Genomic DNA, 18818 nt, shown 5'->3' on the forward strand with positions numbered 1-18818 from the left:
AATACGTTCATTGACATAGAAATTCCATTGAGAATTTCGATAGGTTTAATTAACCTGTTTCAATCATTGTTTAATCTATTCCGCAATGGCGGAATAAAAATATATTCAGGTGAATAGAGAATTAATCGTACGATCTAGTTCAGATGCCGTTGATTTTGCCCTGTTAAAGGATGGAAAACTCACCGAATTGCACAAAGAAGAAGACAACAACGACTTTTCGGTCGGCGACATATTTTTAGCCAAGGTACGCAAGCCCGTTTCAGGACTCAATGCAGCCTTTGTAAACGTCGGTTATGAGAAAGATGCATTTTTGCACTATCATGACCTCGGACCACAGCTCTCTTCAATGTTGAAATTCATAAAACAAGTGAGTACGGGAAAGTTGAGAGACTACTCCCTTAAAAATTTTCCCTTCGATAAAGATATTGACAAGCATGGCGTTATTACTGATGTCATCAAGGCCAACCAATCATTGTTGGTGCAAATCGTCAAAGAACCCATTTCCACCAAAGGACCAAGAATAAGCTCAGAACTGTCGTTGGCAGGACGCTACTTGGTCATGGTACCCTTCTCAGACCGCGTTTCGGTTTCCCAGAAAATAGGGGGCAACGCAGAGAAAGATAGGCTCAAAAGGCTCGTAAAGAGCATTAAGCCCGCAGGATTCGGGGTCATCATCAGAACAGTTGCAGAAGGCAAAAAAGTCGCGGAACTTGATAAAGATCTAGAAAACTTGCTGGACAAGTGGACGGCAATGTGTAAGAAATTGTACAAAGCTCCAACACCCTCGAAAGTACTGGTAGAGCTCAATAGAGCCTCAAGTATCTTACGGGATGTTTTCAATGATTCCTTTACGGGGATCCATGTTGATGACGAGACGCTTTGTACTCAGGTTCAAGACTATGTGCAAGAAATCGCACCCGGAAAAGAATCTATGGTTAAACTGTATAATTCACCTGTCCCGATTTTTGAGAAATTCGGGATAGAACGGCAAATCAAGACCTCATTCGGGCGAACCGCCTCAATGAGTAAAGGTGCTTACCTGATCATCGAGCATACCGAAGCATTGCACGTTATCGACGTGAATAGTGGCAACCGCTCGAACAAGGCCAAGAACCAAGAAGATACCGCTTTAGAGGTAAACATCTTGGCGGCCTCTGAAATTGCAAGACAATTGCGCCTCCGAGATATGGGGGGCATTATCGTTGTCGATTTCATAGATATGGTAAAGGCCCAGCACCGTAAGAAACTTTTTGACCATCTTCGAGATGAAATGAAAGACGATCGTGCCAAGCACAAGATTCTGCCGCCGAGTAAATTCGGACTTATACAGATTACCAGACAACGGGTACGACCCGAAATGAACATTAAAACGACCGAGGTAAACCCAAACGGCAATGGCCAAGAGGTAGAAGCCCCGATCTTATTGATCGACAGAATAAATGCCGATCTTGAGAAACTTTTAAAAGGCCCAGCAAAGGATAATGGAATAACACTAAATCTACACCCATTTATTGCGGCCTATTTGACCAAAGGTTTCCCGTCGATACGTACCAAGTGGTTCTTGGAGCATAAACGATGGATCAGAATACAACCTAGGGATGCCTACACGTATCTCGAGTACCGTTTTAAGAATAAGGACGGTAAAACCATTTATTAGTGAGACCCTAATTTTCATCTGTCTTGGCAGAATGAAAATTAGCTGGTCGAACTACCCCATTGAAAAATGGGGTCTTTTGAGTTTAATAGAAAAGTTTATTAAAGCGGCCTTCAGCAACTGGGGCCGCTTTTTTTGTTTCCCTATTTCTGTGGAATACTTTGACAAAAAAAATCAACGTAGAAGCCTCCACAAAACCGTAAGATTGTTTTTTCTGAGTCTTACTATAAAATGACGGCAAGAGCTTCCTTGGTTTTTGAATCTACCTTTTATCTTAGGCGCACATAGTATTTCATCGATAATTTTCAACCAATAGCACTAATTATCATGCTATTATGGTATGGTATCACCATATTGCATCCTGTTAAAAACGACCAACATTTTTTAGCAACCAGACCACCACGTATTCTATATTTACAGCCGGATTAGAAATCGCACATAAAGCGAAAGAAACTGAAGTAGAAAAAATACCGACCATAAACAACGACCATGCTTTTTAACTCCTTCACCTATTTACTGTTCTTTCCGTTGGTATGTATATTATATTATGTAATTACACCGAAATTTAGATGGCTATTTCTATTAATCGCCAGTTATTATTTTTATATGAACTGGCAGCCCATTTATGCCCTACTCATATTCACGTCGACGGTAATTACGTATTTGGCGGCATATAAACTTGACACTGTAAAGAATCTTAAGACCAGAAAGATTTTCTTGTTTGCCAGTTTGATACTAAATTTCGGAATTCTCTTCCTTTTTAAATATTATGACTTCTTCAACAATTCGGTATTCGAGGTGATGGATTATTTCGGAATACGGATGAAACTACCCGATTTCGACCTTCTGCTACCTGTAGGAATTTCGTTTTACACTTTTCAGGCCGTTGGCTATACCATCGATGTCTATAGAGGCCAAGTAGCCCATGAAAGGCATTTTGGCAGATATGCCTTGTTCGTGTCTTTTTTCCCCCAACTAGTGGCTGGTCCCATTGAGCGGGCCACCAATTTATTGCCTCAGTTCCGAAAGCGAATAGCATTCGATTATCAAAAAGCGATCGAAGGCACAAAACTTATCATTTGGGGCTATTTTATGAAAATAGTGGTTGCCGATAGATTGGCTATTTATGTGAATTCCATTTACAATAATGCAGAAAACCATAGCTCTACGACCCTAGTCGTAGCGACCATTTTTTTTGCTTTTCAAATTTATTGTGATTTTGGAGGATATTCGAACATTGCCATTGGCTGTGCGAAAATCATGGGGTTTGATTTGATGACGAACTTTCGAAGACCCTATTTCGCCCGGTCCGTTGGCGAATTTTGGCAAAGATGGCATATTTCGTTATCTACCTGGTTCAAAGATTATGTCTACATTCCTCTTGGCGGAAACAAGGTTGGCAAGGCAAGACATTATTTCAACTTGTTTGTTACGTTTTTGGTAAGTGGCCTCTGGCACGGTGCAAATTGGACCTTTGTCATCTGGGGTGGACTGAACGGTTTGTACCTAATACTCGGCAGACTATTTCGTTTTGATTCGAAAAAGATCCAAAATACCAACTTACGTCGATTTCAGGCATTGCTGAAAATAACTACCGTATTTGTGCTGATCTGTTTCTCATGGATATTCTTCAGGGCAAATAGCTTAGGGGACGCCATATTAATAATCAAACGAATTTTTTCGGCTACCGGATCCCTTTTTATCGCCGATATCGGAATATTTTTATACTCCAACTTAGCTATTTTCATGCTGTTGCTAAAGGATCTTATTGATGAAACGAATATTAGAATACCGCTTGCTCAACACAAATGGTTCCAATTTTTGGTGTATGCCTCGGTCGTGACAATAATATTGACCATTGGTGTTTTCGACGGTGGGCAATTTATTTACTTTCAATTCTAGAAGAATGTTTATGTACACTACCATCTTTAAGGTAAGGCTCTTCAAAGTTTATAGTTCGAAATCGCTATGGCTTTGATAAAATTTGCTATAAAATGAAAAGATTCATCATTGTTATATTAATTGGATTGTCAATTGTATTTGTCATGGATTTTATCCTGGGCAAAACCTTACGACATTTTTATTTTACCCAAGACTCGGGACTACAACATAGAACAACGGTCTCAATAGAGAAAACCGAGGCTGATATTTTGATTTTCGGCGCATCTAAAGCCAATCATCATTACGATCCTAGAATTCTAGAAGATTCGCTTAACATGTCGGCTTATAACACGGGCAGAGACGGTCAATTTGTTTTTTATCAAACCGCATTATTAAAAGCGGCATTAAAACGCTACACACCCAAGCTGATCATTTTAGACTTTATCGGCACCTTCGCCTATGACCAACATGATTATGATAGATTATCCAACTTACTGCCTTATTACGAAGATCATCCCGAACTTAGGGACATCATATTGCTCAGGTCTCCTTTTGAAAAATATAAGATGATTTCCCAGATTTATCCTTATAACTCCATGTTGACGACCATCGCGGTCGGCAACTTGGAATTTAACAAACATCGGGACTTCAATATCAACTATGACGGGTATGTTCCCCTACATGGGGTTTATAATAAAAAATTAGATTCTGTACGAACTTCCTTGACGTATGAAATAGATGATAACAAGATCAATGCGTTTGAAGAGTTCTTGACTTTGACAAAACAGCACGACATCCCCTTGGTCGTCATATATTCCCCAATTTATTACTTGTACGACAGGGATTTCTCCATTGAGCTATGCAGTAAACTTTGTCAGAAAAATGGTATTCCTTTTATTGATTTTTCAAGGGATAAGGAGTTTTTAAAGGACATAAATTTATACGAAGATGAAAGCCATCTTAATCAAGTAGGGGTCGAAATATTTACCAAGAAAGTTGGACGTATAATTAAACAGAGAGGGCTTTTATCGAACACCGCCGCCGATTTGAAATCTACAAATTGAACCCATTCATTGAAATGTGGGACTCGTTGTGGTATTGATTATTTTTGAACAATGACATTTCAGAAAGCAAAGACCTATACGTTCGAAGAGGCCACTAAAAAACTGGAAGGCTACTGTGCCTACCAAGAGCGTTGCCATAAAGAGGTATTGACCAAGCTACGCGAAATGCAAATGATTCCTGAGGCAATCGACCAAATTGTGGTGCATTTAATTAATGAAAACTACCTAAACGAACAGCGGTTTGCACAAGCTTTTGCCAGAGGCAAGTTCTCCATAAAAAAATGGGGACGAAACCGTATCGTCTCGGAACTCAAACATCGCAACATTTCAAAATACAACATTAGCTCGGCCCTAAAGGAAATCGATGAAGCAGCATATATAAACACATTTCACGCTTTGGCCGAAAAAAGATGGCAATCGCTTACTGAAAAAAATCTTCAAAAGAAGAAAAAAAGTTGGTAGATTATTTATTGTATCGCGGCTGGGAAAGTGAGCTAGTGTACAATAAAATTAACGAATTAGTGAAATAGTGCTAGGTCTCGACTGCGCTCGACCTGACAGCTCGAAAGTTCTTATTCGTATTATGAATCGCCCTCTCGTTCTTTTGCTCGATCCATTTCTGGCCTTTGAGCTTTCTCATAACCCCATCATAATGTCGCATGAACAAAAGATTATAAAAAGCGGTTACCAGATTCTTGGGGTTTTTCGCAATGGCGCGCAGGCTCATTGAAAAACCAGGAGTCAAATATTTCATGTGATGCCAATACCCTTCGGGCATATATAATACCTCACCATGGTTCAATTTGGATCTGTAGCCATTTGCTTTTTTCAAAGCCGGCCATTTTTCATAATCCGGATTCGAGAAATCGATGCTTTCATGGGTAATCAACGAATGGGGTATCTTGTATAGATATTTGGTTTCCGATTGGGGAAATAAGATACACTCCTTGGTTCCCTCAAAATGAAAATGAAAAATATTCGCCAAATCGATATCGTAGTGCATAAACGTATGCGAGTTTCTTCCCCCGAAAAAAAGCATCGGTAGCTTTTTCAACAGTCGAAGTCCCACATCGGGATATTCGAAATCGTTCTGTAGTTCGGGAACCTCCTTGAAAATATTCCAGAGAAAAATACGATATTTTGTAGGCTCTTTTTTGAGAAGGTCTATATAGTCCGACATTTTCATTTTTGTATGGGGTTCGTTGAAACCATCCTTGTGATGTACAGGGCGATCATCATAAAGTGGCACCGTTTTTTTTCCAGCCACCTTGCGCATATAGTCCAACGACCATTTTGAATAGGCAGGCCAATTTTCAATAGCACGTTCGATTACCACCGGTTTTTGCTGTTTGAAGTAATCGTTCAAAAACGCCTCTTTAGAGAGTGTAGGTACACGCGGTATTTCTTGCAGTCTCAAAAGTATTGGGGTTGCTTATAGACCTCAAATTTAATTAACCTTCTGGAAACGAATTCTTAAAATAAAGCTAATGTAGTGGTATTACCTAGTCTTGGCCTTTTGCTTGGCAGCCTCGTTACGTTCAATATTATGGCCGGGCCTTGTCCATTTTGGTTTTTCGCCCAAAGGTTGTAGTTCGGAATCTTCGGCTTCGACGGTTTTGGGTTGGGAAATCTTGGTAAAGGGCTTCTGGGGATTTAATCCTAACAATCGGAACATCTCCATATCCTCATTGACATCGGGGTTCGGCGTGGTCAATAATTTGTCGCCCGCAAAAATGGAATTGGCCCCGGCGAAGAAACACATGGCCTGCCCTTCGCGGCTCATTTCGGTACGACCAGCGGACAAGCGTACTTGGGTCTCTGGCATAACTATACGGGTGGTAGCGACCATTCGTATCATCTCCCAAATGGAAATAGGTTCGATATCCTCCATCGGGGTACCTTCTACTGCCACCAATGCATTGATAGGCACCGATTCAGGTTGTGGATTCAAAGATGCCAAAGCGGCCAACATTCCGGCGCGGTCTTCCAATTTTTCTCCCATTCCGATGATTCCCCCGCTACAAACCGTAACATTGCTTTTACGCACATTATCTATGGTCTCCAATCGGTCTTCAAAAGCTCGGGTAGAAATGACATCCTTATAATAATCTTCTGAAGTATCCAGATTATGGTTGTAGGCATAAAGACCTGCTTCGGCCAATCGTTTCGCCTGGTTCTCGGTCAACATGCCCAAAGTACAGCAGACCTCCATATCCAATTTATTGATGGTGCGCACCATTTCGAGCACTTGGTCAAATTCCGGTCCATCCTTCACGTTCCGCCATGCCGCACCCATACACACTCTAGAACTTCCGGAAGCTTTGGCACGCAAGGCCTGTGCCTTTACGTAGGATACAGTCATCAAGTCATTGGTCTCGATATCGGTATGATAGCGCGCTGCTTGGGGGCAATACCCACAATCTTCAGGACACCCCCCAGTTTTGATGGAAAGCAAAGTAGACACCTGTACCGTATTCGGATCATGGTGTAACCTATGAATGGTGGCGGCTTCATAGAGCAACTCCATCAAAGGTTTGTTATAGATATCAAGAATTTCCTGTTTAGTCCAGTTGTGTTTTACTTCGCTCATTGTTTGAATATAACCAAGTCAAAAATAGCCTTTATGAAAATTAAATTCTACTATTCAGGGGCCAAATTCCAAAAAAAGCCCCAAAACTAGTTGCCTTGGGACTTTGATTTACTAGAAAAAGAAGCATCATAACTCTCCCTCACTTTTTTTAGGTTTTGCAGCTTCCTTAACATCAGTTTTCACTTCTTCCCCTTCGACATCCTTACCTTTTAAGTATTCGGGTAATTGCATCCCCGCCATATTGAACATCTCTTGAAGGGGTGGTACCGATTTGTACATCCCCGAAATAAAGTTGGCCGTAGAGCCCTTTCCATCCGCGGTTTTTGCGCCAGAATCCCACACTGTAACCTTATCGATCTTAATGTTCTTGATCGCTTCGGCTTGGGTTTTGACCAACTCGGGGAGTTTGTCGGCAATCAACAACAACACTGCATCTTTTGGATTGTTTCCGGCTGCTTTGACGATCTCATCAAGCCCCTGTGCCTGTTTGGTCAACACCTCCAACAACCCCTGAGCTTCGGCCTGCGCTTTGAATAGGATGGCATCAGCCTCACCTTTTGCCCGACGACGAATTTTTTCAGCTTCGGCCTCGGCATCGATTTCCACCTTCTTTTTGTCAATTTCCGCAGGAACCACAATATCGGCCATTTGCGAGCTTCGTACACGTTCTGCCCTCGCAACTTCAGCCAATTGTTCCGCTGCATATGATTCTTCCAGCGCTTTTGCAGTTTGGACCTTTTCGGAAGCTATCGCGGTACGTTCGGCTTCCGCTTCGCGTTGACGGCGTAATGAATCCGAGTTCGCCACATTGATTTTGGCAATGTTCTCACCCTCTACTGCTTGGGCATTGGCTGCCGCCACCTGTGTACGCTCATCCTGTAGGGCATTTGCCTCACCAATGGAACCATCCCTGTTCTTTTCGGCCACCGATTTACGGGCGGCGTTGATCGCATGCGCCGCGGCTTCTTTACCCAATGCTTCGATATAGCCCGATTCATCAACGATATCGGTAATGTTCACGTTGATTAATTTTAGACCTACTTTCTTCAACTCAGATTCAACACTTTCAGAAATATTGGTCAAAAATTTATCCCTATCTGAATTGATCTCTTCGATATCCATCGAAGCTACGACCAAACGTAACTGTCCGAAAATGATTTCTTGGGCCAGTTCTTGAATTTCATTCTGGCCAAGTCCCAATAGACGCTCCGCGGCATTTTGCATAATTCCGGGCTCGGTTGAGACCCCAATGGTAAAACGAGAAGGGACATTGACACGAATGTTCTGTTTACTCAGAGCATTGACCAGATTCACCTCTATTGAAATAGGGGTCAAATCCAAAAACTGATAATCCTGAACTACGGGCCAAATAAATGCCGCTCCACCATGAATACATTTGGCAGAATTACCACCGCCAACTTTTCCGTACACCACAAGTATGCGATCCGAAGGACAACGCTTATACCTTCGAATAAAAGATATGATAATGATAAAAAAGAACAGGATCGCAAAGCCAATGGCCAATAATGAGGCGCTGCCGCCCAATTGTAAGGGTAGTAAAAGCATATGGTTATTTATTTAGTAGTTCAACAATTAGTATTCCGTTATCGGTGACATCCTTGACGCGTACAACATTACCGAGAACAAGGTCTTTCTGTTCGTCGGTAAGGGCTTCCAATTCACGTAAGGTTCCCTGAACGGTGACACTGACCTTTCCGATTTTAGAGCGATTGGCACCGATGGTCAAATAGACTTCTCCGACTTGATTCAATGCATTTTTCAACTTTAGGGTACCACTACTCTGCAGTTTTCCCAAATAGTAAAAAAGGAAGCCATGGCTAGCATCATCAGCAACCCACAGACGACCGAAATCATCACGGTCAATCCCTTGGATAGTCCACCATCGAGACAGGCAATGCCCGACCAGCCGAAAATAGTCAAAAAGCCCATTAAATTCTTGAAGGACAAAAATTGAAATCCTATCCCATGATCTCCTTCAATATCGGCATCGACATCACCTCCGTCCATGTCTTCGGCATCACCCCCTAACAAGGTAAGAATGACGAGAATTGTCAAGATTACCGATGCTATCAAGGCCACGCCCCAATAAATTTTTTCGAACAACGTCAAAGCTGAAAACCATTCTTCCATAGACTTGTATTTTGGTTTAGTATTGAAAGATAGAACCTTTTACGAAATATTTTCTTAAAAATCGGACCCCTACTTTGTAAGTAGAACACTCACGGCATTTCCGCCGAAACCCACCGCATTGACCATGACTTTTTGAACTTTACTCGGCGTTGAACCGTAAGCTGTAAAGGGCACGGCAACAATTTTTTGATACCGCAACATCAATATGGCCAATTCGATACTTAACATTCCCGAAGCACCAAAGGTGTGACCTACTTTCCATTTATTGGTAGTCAAGAACGGCTTTTTGTTACAGAACACTTTTACTATTGCCTTAAACTCGGATACATCGCCTTTTATAGTTCCTGGGGCATGCATTACAATTACATCGACCTCTTTAGGCTTGGTTTTTCCCAAGGCCATCGTCATGGAACGCTGAAAACATTTCGCATCGGCTGAAATGGAAATGTTATGTTCCAATATTTCCGTGGCGTACCCTACTCCCTCGATGACCGCCAAGGTATTTTCAGGGGTTCCGTTTTCCAAGCAAGCTATCGACGCGCCTTCACCCAAGACCATAGTGTTGTGCATTTTTTCCAAATCCATCGCCCGGCAAGGATAGTCCGATTTTCCATTTGAATAAATCTTCATAGCCTTCATCTGGGCAATCGTAAACGGTGTCAAAGGGGCTTCGCTACCACCCACCAAGAATTTGTTGGCCATGCCACTTTTAATCCATGCCATGCCGTTCAAAAGCGCATGCAAAGCCGTTGAACAGGTAATGGAATGTGATATTTCTGGACCCAAAGTTTGAAGGTCATGCGCCACCCAAGAAGATATATTGCCCAAAGTCGTGGTCGGTGACGACAATGTGGATGCTCTTTTCTTCAGGATAAACTCTTCGTGGTATTTTTCAAAAAGTGAAGTCGCCCCACGTGATGAACCGATATTGATTCCGAAATTCTTGTCATTTTGCCATCCGGCATTTTCAATTGCCTTACGGGATGCATAGATAGCATACAACACGCTATCGTCTAGATTCTTGTGTTTTGAATCTGACGACCTCAACATTTCTATTTCTTGTTTTGAAGATTTGGATAATGGGGCAATCCATTCCAACCCATGGCCGAAATCTCTTTTTTGAAAAAGATGATTTGGGCTTTGGTACGAACTCCATATCTCTTCTAAGGTAGCGCCCAATGGAGAAATTGAAGACAATGCGGTTATTGAAATGGGTTCTATCAAGATTAATTTATTATTAAATGATTTCTAAAACACTTTTAATAGTATCGTAAATCTTTTGTAGCTGCTCATCGGAAATGATATAAGGTGCCTGAATATAAATCGTATTCCCCAACGGACGTAGAAAAACCCCCTTGTCCATAAAATGTTTGAAGAGTTTGTCACGTAGATTGCCATAGCGTTCCATTTTGATATTCAAATCGAACGCATAGACGATTCCACATTGTCGGGTTGACCCCACGTTTTTATGATTTTTAATTTCATTATCAAATTGTTGATGTGATGTTGTAATGCGCTGAATGTTATTTTGAATTTCCTTGGATTGCAGCAATTCCAATCCCGCAAGCGCCGCAGTACAAGCTAACGGATTTGCAGTATAGGTATGCCCATGGAAAAGTCCTTTTGCCAAGTGGTCACTATAAAAAGCATCGTACACCTTTTGGGTACAACTGGTTATGGCCATAGGCATCAAACCCGCTGTAAGGGCTTTTGATAAGCAGATAATATCCGGTTTGGTCTCGATATGATCGGAAGCAAAGTTCCTCCCCGTCTTACCAAAACCCGTCATGACCTCATCGGCTATGGTCAAGACATTATGCTTCTTGAGCAATTTCAGAATTTCATTGAGTCCGTCCGCATCATGCATTTTCATGGCCGCCGCGCCTTGTACCAAAGGTTCGTAGACAAATCCAGCTATATTCTTATGCTCCACTAGTCGTGATAATTTCGTCAACAGATTATCCAAATTTTCTTTTGTTGGCACAGGAATACGTTCCACCTCGATAAAAAAATCCTCAAACGGACCATTGTAGACTGACAGGCCCGAAACGGACATTGCACCGAAGGTATCACCGTGAAATCCATCCTCAAAGGCGAGCATCACATTTCGCTTTTCACCTTGATTAAAATGGTATTGCAGGGCCATTTTGATTCCGATTTCCACTGCAGTGGAACCGTTATCTGAAAAAAATAGCTTTTGTTGGTTGTCGGGAAGTATCTTGATAAGTTCTTCGGATAATTTGACCGCTGGTTCATGGGTAAACCCACTGAAGACTACTTGGTCCAATGTTCGCATTTGGGCAGCTACCTTATCCAAGATGAAGTCGTTACAATGACCGTACATACTCGTGTACCAAGAGGCAATTCCGTCAATATACTCCTTTCCGTTTTCATCATGCAAAACCGCCCCTTTGGCCCTTACGATACCCAACATTTCAGGGTGCAGTTTATGTTGGGTCAACGGATGCCACAGGTATTTTTGATCTCTTTCCGTTAGATTTTTCAGGACCGTATCCTTCATGGAATGTGTGATTTCTCTATCTTGCAAAGATGGGAAAATCATCCCAAAACGACCTATGTTGAACAGGCTTATAAATTTTCTGACTCCCGATTATTCTAAGTTGAAAAACTGGATGGTTTTCCTGATACTATCCATCGTTTCATTACTTATCAGATTGCCCTTTTTCTTCCGAGATTATATCGACCGCGACGAAAGTACCTTTATCTTGATGGGGCAGTCATGGGTCGATGGGCATTTGCCGTACACCGAATTGTGGGATTTAAAACCGCCCATGACTTTTATGTTTTTTGCGGCCATTATCTATAGTTTTGGAAAGAGCTTTTTCGCTATTCGGCTTTTTGGTGCTTTGCTCGTAGCGAGTACGGCTTTTTTTTCCTTCAAGATCGGTGCTGACGTATATTCTAAAAAAGTTGGGTTTTGGGCAGGAATCTTCTGTGTTATCCTTCAAAGTATGTTCGGAAGTATTCAAGGGGTTATGTCGGAACATATATGCATGGCCTTTTTCATGCCCGGACTCTATTTCTTTATCAAATCAGATAAAGCCCATAACTATTTAATCGCCGGCCTCTTGATGGGGTTGGCGGTTATGACCAAATTGAACATTGCCTACGCAGTCTTATTTGTTGGTATTTATATCCCTGTTCTATATTTTAAGAAGAATGTTTTTTTTAAAGGATTGCTACGATTTGTAGTATATGGACTTGGCATTCTGAGCATCGTACTTTTAACTTGGCTTCCGTATTATTTCCAGGGAATATCAGAGGTGTGGTGGAAATCGGTGGTGTTAGCGGCATTGGAATATGCGGATGCAAGAAGGGATTTAGCTTCCCTTGCGCCGGCCTTTATTGTTTTAGTGGCTTTTTTCGTCTGGGCATGGCAGAAAAACTATCTTGATTTCAAGAATATTAAAATACAGCTATTACTGGTGTCCCTTTTGGGAGTACTCCTTTCATTTTATAAAGCTGGGCGCATCAATAGCCATTATTTGATTCAATTATATCCTATTTTAATTATACTTATCGCCATTATCGTAAGTAAGGTCAAAATTTTTCAAAGACTTGATTACGCCCCTTATGTTTTCTTTTTGTTCGTGTTGCTTCCTCTAGAGAGCTATCTGGAATATTTCGCTATCGCAAAAAACAAAATAGAGCGGGGTACTTTCTACAATGGCGAAGGAATAACCGTTCCCGAATATCTAATCAAGAACAATCTAGAAACAAAAAATGTACTTTTTTTTGGTTACCATATCGGCTACTGGAAATTAGGAGCAACACCTCCTACGAAGGCGGCAACACATCCGAGCAATATATGCCGAAATGAACTATTCCCCTATTTTGAAAACCCTAGGTTAAAAGCTGTTGATGAGTTGGAACACATCATGAATGAAATTCGGCCAAAAATTGTGGTGACCCGAAAGAACAGATTGGTTTTCCATGAAAAAATGGAAGCAGAAAATCAATATGTCGACTCATATCTAGAGGTTCACTATAAAGTTCTTGCGACCGTTGATGGTGCCGAAATCTATGAGCGATTAGAGTGAAACCAATACCGGTCGTAACAAATTGGCATATTTCTTTATTACCTTTTTATCAAAAACGCCCTCTTCTTCGATGCGTCCTAATATTGGGGCTCCGGTCTTTTTAGAAATGATTTCTTCCGTTGTAGTATGTTCATTGCCGCTAAATAATATAGAGACGTCATAACCTCTGTTTTGGAGCCACCCAACCGTTAATAGGGTTTGGTTTATACTGCCGAGATAATGTCTTGACACGACTACAACTTTATATTGGGGCATGATAATATCGAGAATGGTATCCTCATCATTTAGAGGGACCAAGAGCCCCCCGGCACCTTCAATAACCAGATGGTTGTTCGTTGCAGGTGCTTGAATGTTGTTGCGTTCGATGTGTACACCATCAATCTCGGCAGCGGCATGTGGACTCATCGGAGTTCCAAGTTCGTAGGCGCTTTTATGAACGACCGATTTGGTATTTGAAATTAGTTCTTTGATTTTGTGGCTATCGGTATGTTGTAAATCACCGGCCTGAACGGGTTTCCAATAATCGGCTTCCAGAGCTTCAGTAATAATAGCGGATGCGATGGTCTTACCGACTCCGGTCGAAATACCTGTAATAAAAATTTGCTTCATCTTTGCCTATTATTTTTAAAGTATAGCTTGTGTTATGGTTGGTTTGTAATCATTCCGCATTGTAAGCACTTGTACTTTCGCTTTTCAAAAAAGGGAAAGAGCTTATTGAAAATGCCTTTTCGTTCGTAGTATGCCTCGGACTTTCGAGCCTTGCAATTAGGGCAAATTATTGGGTTACCCTCATCGTCTACGGCATAGGCCCGTATTTCATTATAGATTTCCAAAGCCTTTTCTTTGTCTCGGCCATAGACTTGAAGCTTTACTCCGCCGATGGCACTGCTTATCAGCGGATCCGAATTCAAGGTATTTTCATCACGCAAGAACACCGGAATACCTTCCGACTCCAACTTACCTTTTATAATCTGGACGTCAGCTACAAATTCAAAGGCGCCGAGCGTAAAAAATTTAGGTTCCATGCAACTTAAAGATACGACTTCAAAAGTTGCAATACTAGGCCTATTTCCTGAAAATCGTTATAGCTATGGAGGCAAAAGCGCAACCTCTCTTGACCATCCGGAACGGTAGGTGACAAAATAGCCTTAACGTCAAAACCATCATCTCTTAATTTATTCGAGATGGATTTCACTTTTTCGTTTCCCGGAATAATACAGCTCTGAATTGGTGAATCACTGGCTATGAAAAATGGTTTTAGGCTCAGGGCTTTTAGTTTTAATTTAAAACGAGAAATATTATTTTGTAGCAACCCTCGGTGCTCTCCCCTTCTTGCGTCCCCAAATAACGATAGGCCGATGAGATGGTTGCTATGGTATGTGGCGATAATGCAGTGGTATAGATAAAACTTCGCGAAAAATTAATTAGATAATCAACAAGTGCCTTACTTCCTATAATGGCCGCACCATGGGCACCAATGGATTTTCCGAAGGTCACTATTCTTGCAAAAATAGCATCTTGGATTGCCATATGCTGTACAATTCCGCTACCATTTTTACCAAAAACACCAATGGCATGGGCTTCATCGATAATGAGGTGATAGCCTTCTTTTTTACCGAAGTCGGACATGGCCTTCAAATCGGGAGTGTCTCCATCCATGGAAAAGACCGATTCGGTTACGATGTAGACCTCGCAATCAGTGCTTCTCGACTCCGCTTGAAGTGACAGTAATATTTTGGATTTTAAATCCTCTAAATCGTTGTGTTTGAATTTATAACTTTTGGCATTGCCCATTTTGATGCCATCACGAATACTGGCATGTATCAATTCATCGTAAAAAACGAAATCTCCACGCTGTGGAACTGCACTAAAAAAACCAAGGTTGGCATCGTAACCGGAATTAAAGACCAAAGCACTTTCCACGGCATGAAATTCGCAAAGTCGGGTCTCAAGCTCCGCGTAGAGGGAATGATTGCCCGTAAGCAATCGGGATCCGGAAGCTCCATTTTCTGAAATTCCTTTTTTTAGTAACAATTGAAAAGTATCGGCATAAATGGCCTCATTCTTGGCCAAACCTAAGTAGTCATTGGAAGAAAAATCCATTAGATTATGAGGTGTCGGCAACCGTCTAAAAGCATTTTGCGCTTTTCGTTCCGATAGTTTTTTTTGCAGTTTTTTGGGGAATTCGGCCATATATGCCAAATGTAGCATCTTTCTCGAAATCTTGATAGCACATTAGACCCTCAAACGTGATTTATTCGGTTACGCTGAAATCCATCTTGAAGGTATCTGGATTGATGCTGTTTTGAATTTCGATGCTAACGTTATCGTAATCTGATTCGCTATAAATGCCCAAATACCCGAAATCAAACCTGAAATTACCTGTCTCGGCCAATATAATGCCGATTCTGGACTCATATTGGGATTTTTCCGTATTCAAGACCGCTTGGGCCTCGTTGTAAAACCCACGATACACCGTTCCTTTTTCCGCCAAAAGATAGTCAGAGGCAATATTGATATTCTCATAATCATCAGAAAAGTTCGAAAATTTTCCCAGACCGAAAGAATACCTGAACTCTTCGGCATCGGTGCTTTCATAAATATCCAATAGATTATCAAAGCCTTCCTCCTGTAAATATCGGCTAAACTTTACCTCAAAGAAAATTGTATCGCCGACCACATAATTTTCTTGGTTCTCAATAGTCAAAGCATCTTCGATCGTTAAGAAAACATAACGGCCGTTATCATCGTAACCGGAATAACACCCCACTAACAAAATATTGAAGCATAAAACTGAAAGTATATAAATTCTTTTCATCTCATTACCTTTTTAAAATCGATAGCCCACTCGAATTCCCGACCGGACCACCGCCCCATCAGGAAAAATGAAAAAAGCATCAAAATTGGTTCGTAGTCCGAATTGCGCTTCTAGAAGTAACCTGTTCTCACAGAGTAAAAATCGATACCCATACCCTATACCCATACCGATATTATTTTCAATAATGGTACCCTTGGCGTAGACTCCGTAACCTTCAGTATTTGTATTGCGTATGAATTGGTCTAACTCTTCACTCTCATTGAACGATGCGAAAAGTTCCAAGAAATGACTTTTTCGTTGTGTACCATTAAAATACAGACGCCCATACGGAGTGATTTCATAGTTGGTCACGTACTCGTAGGAGTTTCTTGTCTCAAAACCCACTCTCTTATGTGCGTTTCCGTAATTCGAACCGCCTAGACCTATCGCAAAACGATTGCCCAAGATACGTTCATAGTTCAGGTTTACAGTGCCTAAAAACAAGTAACTCGTATTGTTCGAAATTTGATTTTTGAATATTCGAGGTTCATCGGCCTCTTGGGAGAAGCAGCTCAAATAACATCCGAAGAAACAAATAAGCAATAGGCAGAAGGGCTTCATTCTGTGGGGTTTGATAAATAGATGTTAATTGCTGAAAAAGGTTGCGAAAAAAAGCAAGTTGATCATTCTTAAATGTTATGGACATCTACCGAAACCTAATAACGAATGCTTTGATTAATTGTTATATTTAGCCCAGTTCAACAAACCAAGATTATGAAAAATAGAATTTTGATTTCGTTTTCACTTCTTTTTTGCATTACAGCATTCGCCCAGACGAGCTACGAGATATCGTTTGAGAATGCCGTACACCACGAGGCAAAGATTAATGCTGTTTTTTCCAATATTTCTTCGGACACACTCACTGTTCGAATGGCTCGATCATCACCAGGAAGATATGCGATCCATGAATTTGCTAAGAATGTGTATGGTTTTAAAGCGACCGACAGTAAGGGAAATAAGCTAAGAATAAATCGCAAAGACCCTTATTCCTGGCAATTGAACAGCCACGATGGTACGGTCAAAATCACCTATACCCTTTTCGCAGATCGCGGCGATGGTACTTATGCTCAAGTTGACGAGACCCATGCCCATTTGAATATTCCTGCGACCTTTATGTATGCGCCTGAATTGGCAGAGAAAGAAATTACCGTTGATTTTATGGTTCGCAAAGATTTGAATTGGAAGGTCGCCACCCAGTTACCTTTGGTTTCAGGTACTACCTACAGTGCGCCAAATCTGCAATACTTTATGGATAGCCCTACCGAAATCAGTGACTTTACCTTAAGGAAATACGAAGTTAACGGACAGCAAATACAGATGGCCCTTCACCATAATGGTACCGATGAAGAAGCGGATGCCTATTTTGAAAAAGTCAAGAAAACCATACTGGAAGAAAAAGAGGTCTATGGCGAACTCCCCGATTTCGATTATGGCACCTACACTTTTTTGGCGTGCTATATTCCCAATGCGTCGGGTGACGGTATGGAGCATCGAAATTCAACCATATTGACCAGTACCCGTAGTCTGGCCGACGGAGGAATGGACCGAAATATCGGAACGGTTTCGCACGAATTTTTTCATGCCTGGAACGTGGAACGCATCCGCCCAAAAAGTTTGGAACCTTTTGATTTTTCCAAGGCGAATATGAGCGGGGCGTTATGGTTTGCGGAGGGCTTTACCAGTTATTACACCAATTTGATCTTGTGTAGAGCAGGACTCATTTCTCAAGAAAACTATGTGGAAGGACTTGCCGGAACCTTTAATTACGTTTGGAACTCCCCCGGGAGGGAATTTTTCAACCCCATCGAGATGAGCTATCAAGCACCATTTGTAGATGCGGCGACCTCGGTAGATCCGGTGAATCGGGGCAATACCTTTATATCGTATTATTCCTATGGAAGTGTTTTGGGTCTGGCGCTGGACCTTTCACTACGCCAGAAGAATCTTAATTTGGATGATTATATGAAATTGGTATGGCAGACTTATGGAAAGAAGGAGTTACCATACACCATTCAAGACTCACATAAGACGTTGAACAAATATGCGGGAAAGGCCTTCGGCGATGCTTTTTTCAATTTGTATATCTACAAAAGCGAAATGCCCGATTACAAAACGCTTTTTGAATCTGTAGGCGTTGTTCTGAACCAGGATTTGGATGTCCCATATTTTGGGGTCAACGCGGAGTTGGATGGTGATGGCAATGGAGAAATCAACGACTATCCTAAAATAGGAAGTCCTGCGTACAAAGCGGGACTGACCTCTGGGGATATTATTACGGCTATTAATGACACACCATACCCCGACGGGATGCGATTTAACGAATTTATAAAACAGTTCAAGGTCGGAGCTAATTTGAAAATCTATTATATACGATACGGTGTGCCAAAAACCATAGTTGTTACCTTGGAAGCCGACCCTTCGTATTCTATTGATTTAGTCGAAAAAACAGAACAAAATCCGACGGAAAAAATCTTGGCCCAAAGAAATAAATGGCTTCAATAGTTTCAAATTTATTGGCCATAAACGTACCGCTGGACTAGCAGGTCTCCATTTCGATGGA

Annotated in this window: 17 protein-coding genes and 1 pseudogene; 6 read left to right on the plus strand and 12 right to left on the minus strand. The window is 41.5% G+C overall.

What is annotated here, in order from left to right; genetic code table 11:
* The first annotated feature begins 109 nt into the window (after positions 1-109).
* From N8A86_RS06620 to N8A86_RS06635, 4 genes and pseudogenes are all read left to right on the plus strand, one after another.
* Positions 110-1657: a ribonuclease E/G gene (locus tag N8A86_RS06620; protein WP_273568323.1), complete on the plus strand. Its 1548-nt coding sequence runs from the start codon at positions 110-112 to the stop codon at positions 1655-1657.
* A 486-nt stretch (positions 1658-2143) separates the two neighbouring features.
* Positions 2144-3556 (plus strand): MBOAT family O-acyltransferase, encoded by a 1413-nt coding sequence (locus N8A86_RS06625; RefSeq protein ID WP_273568324.1) that lies wholly within the window; start codon positions 2144-2146, stop codon positions 3554-3556.
* A gap of 143 nt (positions 3557-3699) precedes the next feature.
* Positions 3700-4599, plus strand: coding sequence for a hypothetical protein (locus N8A86_RS06630; RefSeq protein ID WP_273568325.1), 900 nt, complete (start codon positions 3700-3702; stop codon positions 4597-4599).
* A 51-nt stretch (positions 4600-4650) separates the two neighbouring features.
* Positions 4651-5129: pseudogene (locus N8A86_RS06635) on the plus strand (regulatory protein RecX).
* A gap of 2 nt (positions 5130-5131) precedes the next feature.
* On the opposite strand, the gene N8A86_RS06640 reads toward N8A86_RS06635, so the two are convergent.
* The 7 genes from N8A86_RS06640 to bioA all read right to left on the minus strand — a co-directional run bounded on the left by N8A86_RS06640 (position 5132) and on the right by bioA (position 11861).
* Complete coding sequence (locus N8A86_RS06640; protein WP_273569039.1) at positions 5132-6022, minus strand: cupin-like domain-containing protein; 891 nt, start codon at positions 6020-6022, stop codon at positions 5132-5134.
* Between the two features lie 75 nt (positions 6023-6097).
* Entirely contained in the window at positions 6098-7189 is a 1092-nt protein-coding gene (gene bioB / locus N8A86_RS06645; RefSeq protein ID WP_273568326.1) for a biotin synthase BioB, read from the minus strand.
* A 126-nt stretch (positions 7190-7315) separates the two neighbouring features.
* The gene (locus tag N8A86_RS06650; protein WP_273568327.1) at positions 7316-8755 is read right to left on the minus strand and encodes a flotillin family protein; all 1440 of its coding nucleotides are present in this window, start codon (positions 8753-8755) and stop codon (positions 7316-7318) included.
* A gap of 4 nt (positions 8756-8759) precedes the next feature.
* Positions 8760-8972: a hypothetical protein gene (locus N8A86_RS06655; RefSeq protein ID WP_273568328.1), complete on the minus strand. Its 213-nt coding sequence runs from the start codon at positions 8970-8972 to the stop codon at positions 8760-8762.
* 2 nt (positions 8973-8974) lie between these two features.
* Positions 8975-9340: a hypothetical protein gene (locus N8A86_RS06660; RefSeq protein WP_273568329.1), complete on the minus strand. Its 366-nt coding sequence runs from the start codon at positions 9338-9340 to the stop codon at positions 8975-8977.
* A 69-nt stretch (positions 9341-9409) separates the two neighbouring features.
* The gene (locus N8A86_RS06665) at positions 9410-10564 is read right to left on the minus strand and encodes a beta-ketoacyl synthase N-terminal-like domain-containing protein (protein ID WP_273568330.1); all 1155 of its coding nucleotides are present in this window, start codon (positions 10562-10564) and stop codon (positions 9410-9412) included.
* 13 nt (positions 10565-10577) lie between these two features.
* Complete coding sequence (gene bioA / locus N8A86_RS06670) at positions 10578-11861, minus strand: adenosylmethionine--8-amino-7-oxononanoate transaminase (RefSeq protein ID WP_273568331.1); 1284 nt, start codon at positions 11859-11861, stop codon at positions 10578-10580.
* A gap of 55 nt (positions 11862-11916) precedes the next feature.
* Here bioA and N8A86_RS06675 point away from each other — a divergent pair, with 55 nt between their 5' ends.
* The gene (locus N8A86_RS06675) at positions 11917-13401 is read left to right on the plus strand and encodes an ArnT family glycosyltransferase (RefSeq protein WP_273568332.1); all 1485 of its coding nucleotides are present in this window, start codon (positions 11917-11919) and stop codon (positions 13399-13401) included.
* Here N8A86_RS06675 and bioD read toward each other — a convergent pair.
* From bioD to N8A86_RS06700, 5 genes are all read right to left on the minus strand, one after another.
* Positions 13393-14010 (minus strand): dethiobiotin synthase, encoded by a 618-nt coding sequence (gene bioD, locus N8A86_RS06680; protein WP_273568333.1) that lies wholly within the window; start codon positions 14008-14010, stop codon positions 13393-13395. The two genes, N8A86_RS06675 and bioD, sit on opposite strands and share 9 nt — an antisense overlap.
* A gap of 32 nt (positions 14011-14042) precedes the next feature.
* The gene (locus N8A86_RS06685) at positions 14043-14426 is read right to left on the minus strand and encodes a putative signal transducing protein (RefSeq protein WP_273568334.1); all 384 of its coding nucleotides are present in this window, start codon (positions 14424-14426) and stop codon (positions 14043-14045) included.
* Between the two features lie 253 nt (positions 14427-14679).
* On the minus strand, positions 14680-15612 hold the full coding sequence (locus tag N8A86_RS06690) for an aminotransferase class I/II-fold pyridoxal phosphate-dependent enzyme (protein ID WP_337251754.1): 933 nt from the start codon (positions 15610-15612) through the stop codon (positions 14680-14682).
* Positions 15613-15655: 43 nt separating this feature from the next.
* Positions 15656-16219: a hypothetical protein gene (locus tag N8A86_RS06695; protein ID WP_273568335.1), complete on the minus strand. Its 564-nt coding sequence runs from the start codon at positions 16217-16219 to the stop codon at positions 15656-15658.
* Positions 16220-16231: 12 nt separating this feature from the next.
* Entirely contained in the window at positions 16232-16819 is a 588-nt protein-coding gene (locus tag N8A86_RS06700; RefSeq protein WP_273568336.1) for a DUF3575 domain-containing protein, read from the minus strand.
* A gap of 153 nt (positions 16820-16972) precedes the next feature.
* On the opposite strand from N8A86_RS06700, the gene N8A86_RS06705 reads away from it, so the two are divergent.
* The gene (locus N8A86_RS06705) at positions 16973-18760 is read left to right on the plus strand and encodes a M61 family metallopeptidase (protein WP_273568337.1); all 1788 of its coding nucleotides are present in this window, start codon (positions 16973-16975) and stop codon (positions 18758-18760) included.
* The last annotated feature ends 58 nt before the right edge of the window (positions 18761-18818 follow it).

This window comes from Maribacter halichondriae, assembly GCF_027474825.1.
In the GTDB taxonomy this organism is placed as follows: domain Bacteria; phylum Bacteroidota; class Bacteroidia; order Flavobacteriales; family Flavobacteriaceae; genus Meishania; species Meishania halichondriae.

Excerpts from the sequence above, each read along its gene's own strand:
- N8A86_RS06625 (WP_273568324.1), top strand. The coding sequence starts at position 2,144 with ATGCTTTTTAACTCCTTCACCTATTTACTGTTCTTTCCGTTGGTATGT.
- N8A86_RS06630 (WP_273568325.1), top strand. The coding sequence starts at position 3,700 with ATGGATTTTATCCTGGGCAAAACCTTACGACATTTTTATTTTACCCAA.
- bioB (WP_273568326.1), bottom strand. The coding sequence starts at position 7,189 with ATGAGCGAAGTAAAACACAACTGGACTAAACAGGAAATTCTTGATATC.
- N8A86_RS06650 (WP_273568327.1), bottom strand. The coding sequence starts at position 8,755 with ATGCTTTTACTACCCTTACAATTGGGCGGCAGCGCCTCATTATTGGCC.
- N8A86_RS06660 (WP_273568329.1), bottom strand. The coding sequence starts at position 9,340 with ATGGAAGAATGGTTTTCAGCTTTGACGTTGTTCGAAAAAATTTATTGG.
- bioA (WP_273568331.1), bottom strand. The coding sequence starts at position 11,861 with ATGAAGGATACGGTCCTGAAAAATCTAACGGAAAGAGATCAAAAATAC.
- N8A86_RS06675 (WP_273568332.1), top strand. The coding sequence starts at position 11,917 with ATGTTGAACAGGCTTATAAATTTTCTGACTCCCGATTATTCTAAGTTG.
- bioD (WP_273568333.1), bottom strand. The coding sequence starts at position 14,010 with ATGAAGCAAATTTTTATTACAGGTATTTCGACCGGAGTCGGTAAGACC.
- N8A86_RS06685 (WP_273568334.1), bottom strand. The coding sequence starts at position 14,426 with ATGGAACCTAAATTTTTTACGCTCGGCGCCTTTGAATTTGTAGCTGAC.
- N8A86_RS06690 (WP_337251754.1), bottom strand. The coding sequence starts at position 15,612 with ATGCTACATTTGGCATATATGGCCGAATTCCCCAAAAAACTGCAAAAA.
- N8A86_RS06695 (WP_273568335.1), bottom strand. The coding sequence starts at position 16,219 with ATGAAAAGAATTTATATACTTTCAGTTTTATGCTTCAATATTTTGTTA.
- N8A86_RS06700 (WP_273568336.1), bottom strand. The coding sequence starts at position 16,819 with ATGAAGCCCTTCTGCCTATTGCTTATTTGTTTCTTCGGATGTTATTTG.
- N8A86_RS06705 (WP_273568337.1), top strand. The coding sequence starts at position 16,973 with ATGAAAAATAGAATTTTGATTTCGTTTTCACTTCTTTTTTGCATTACA.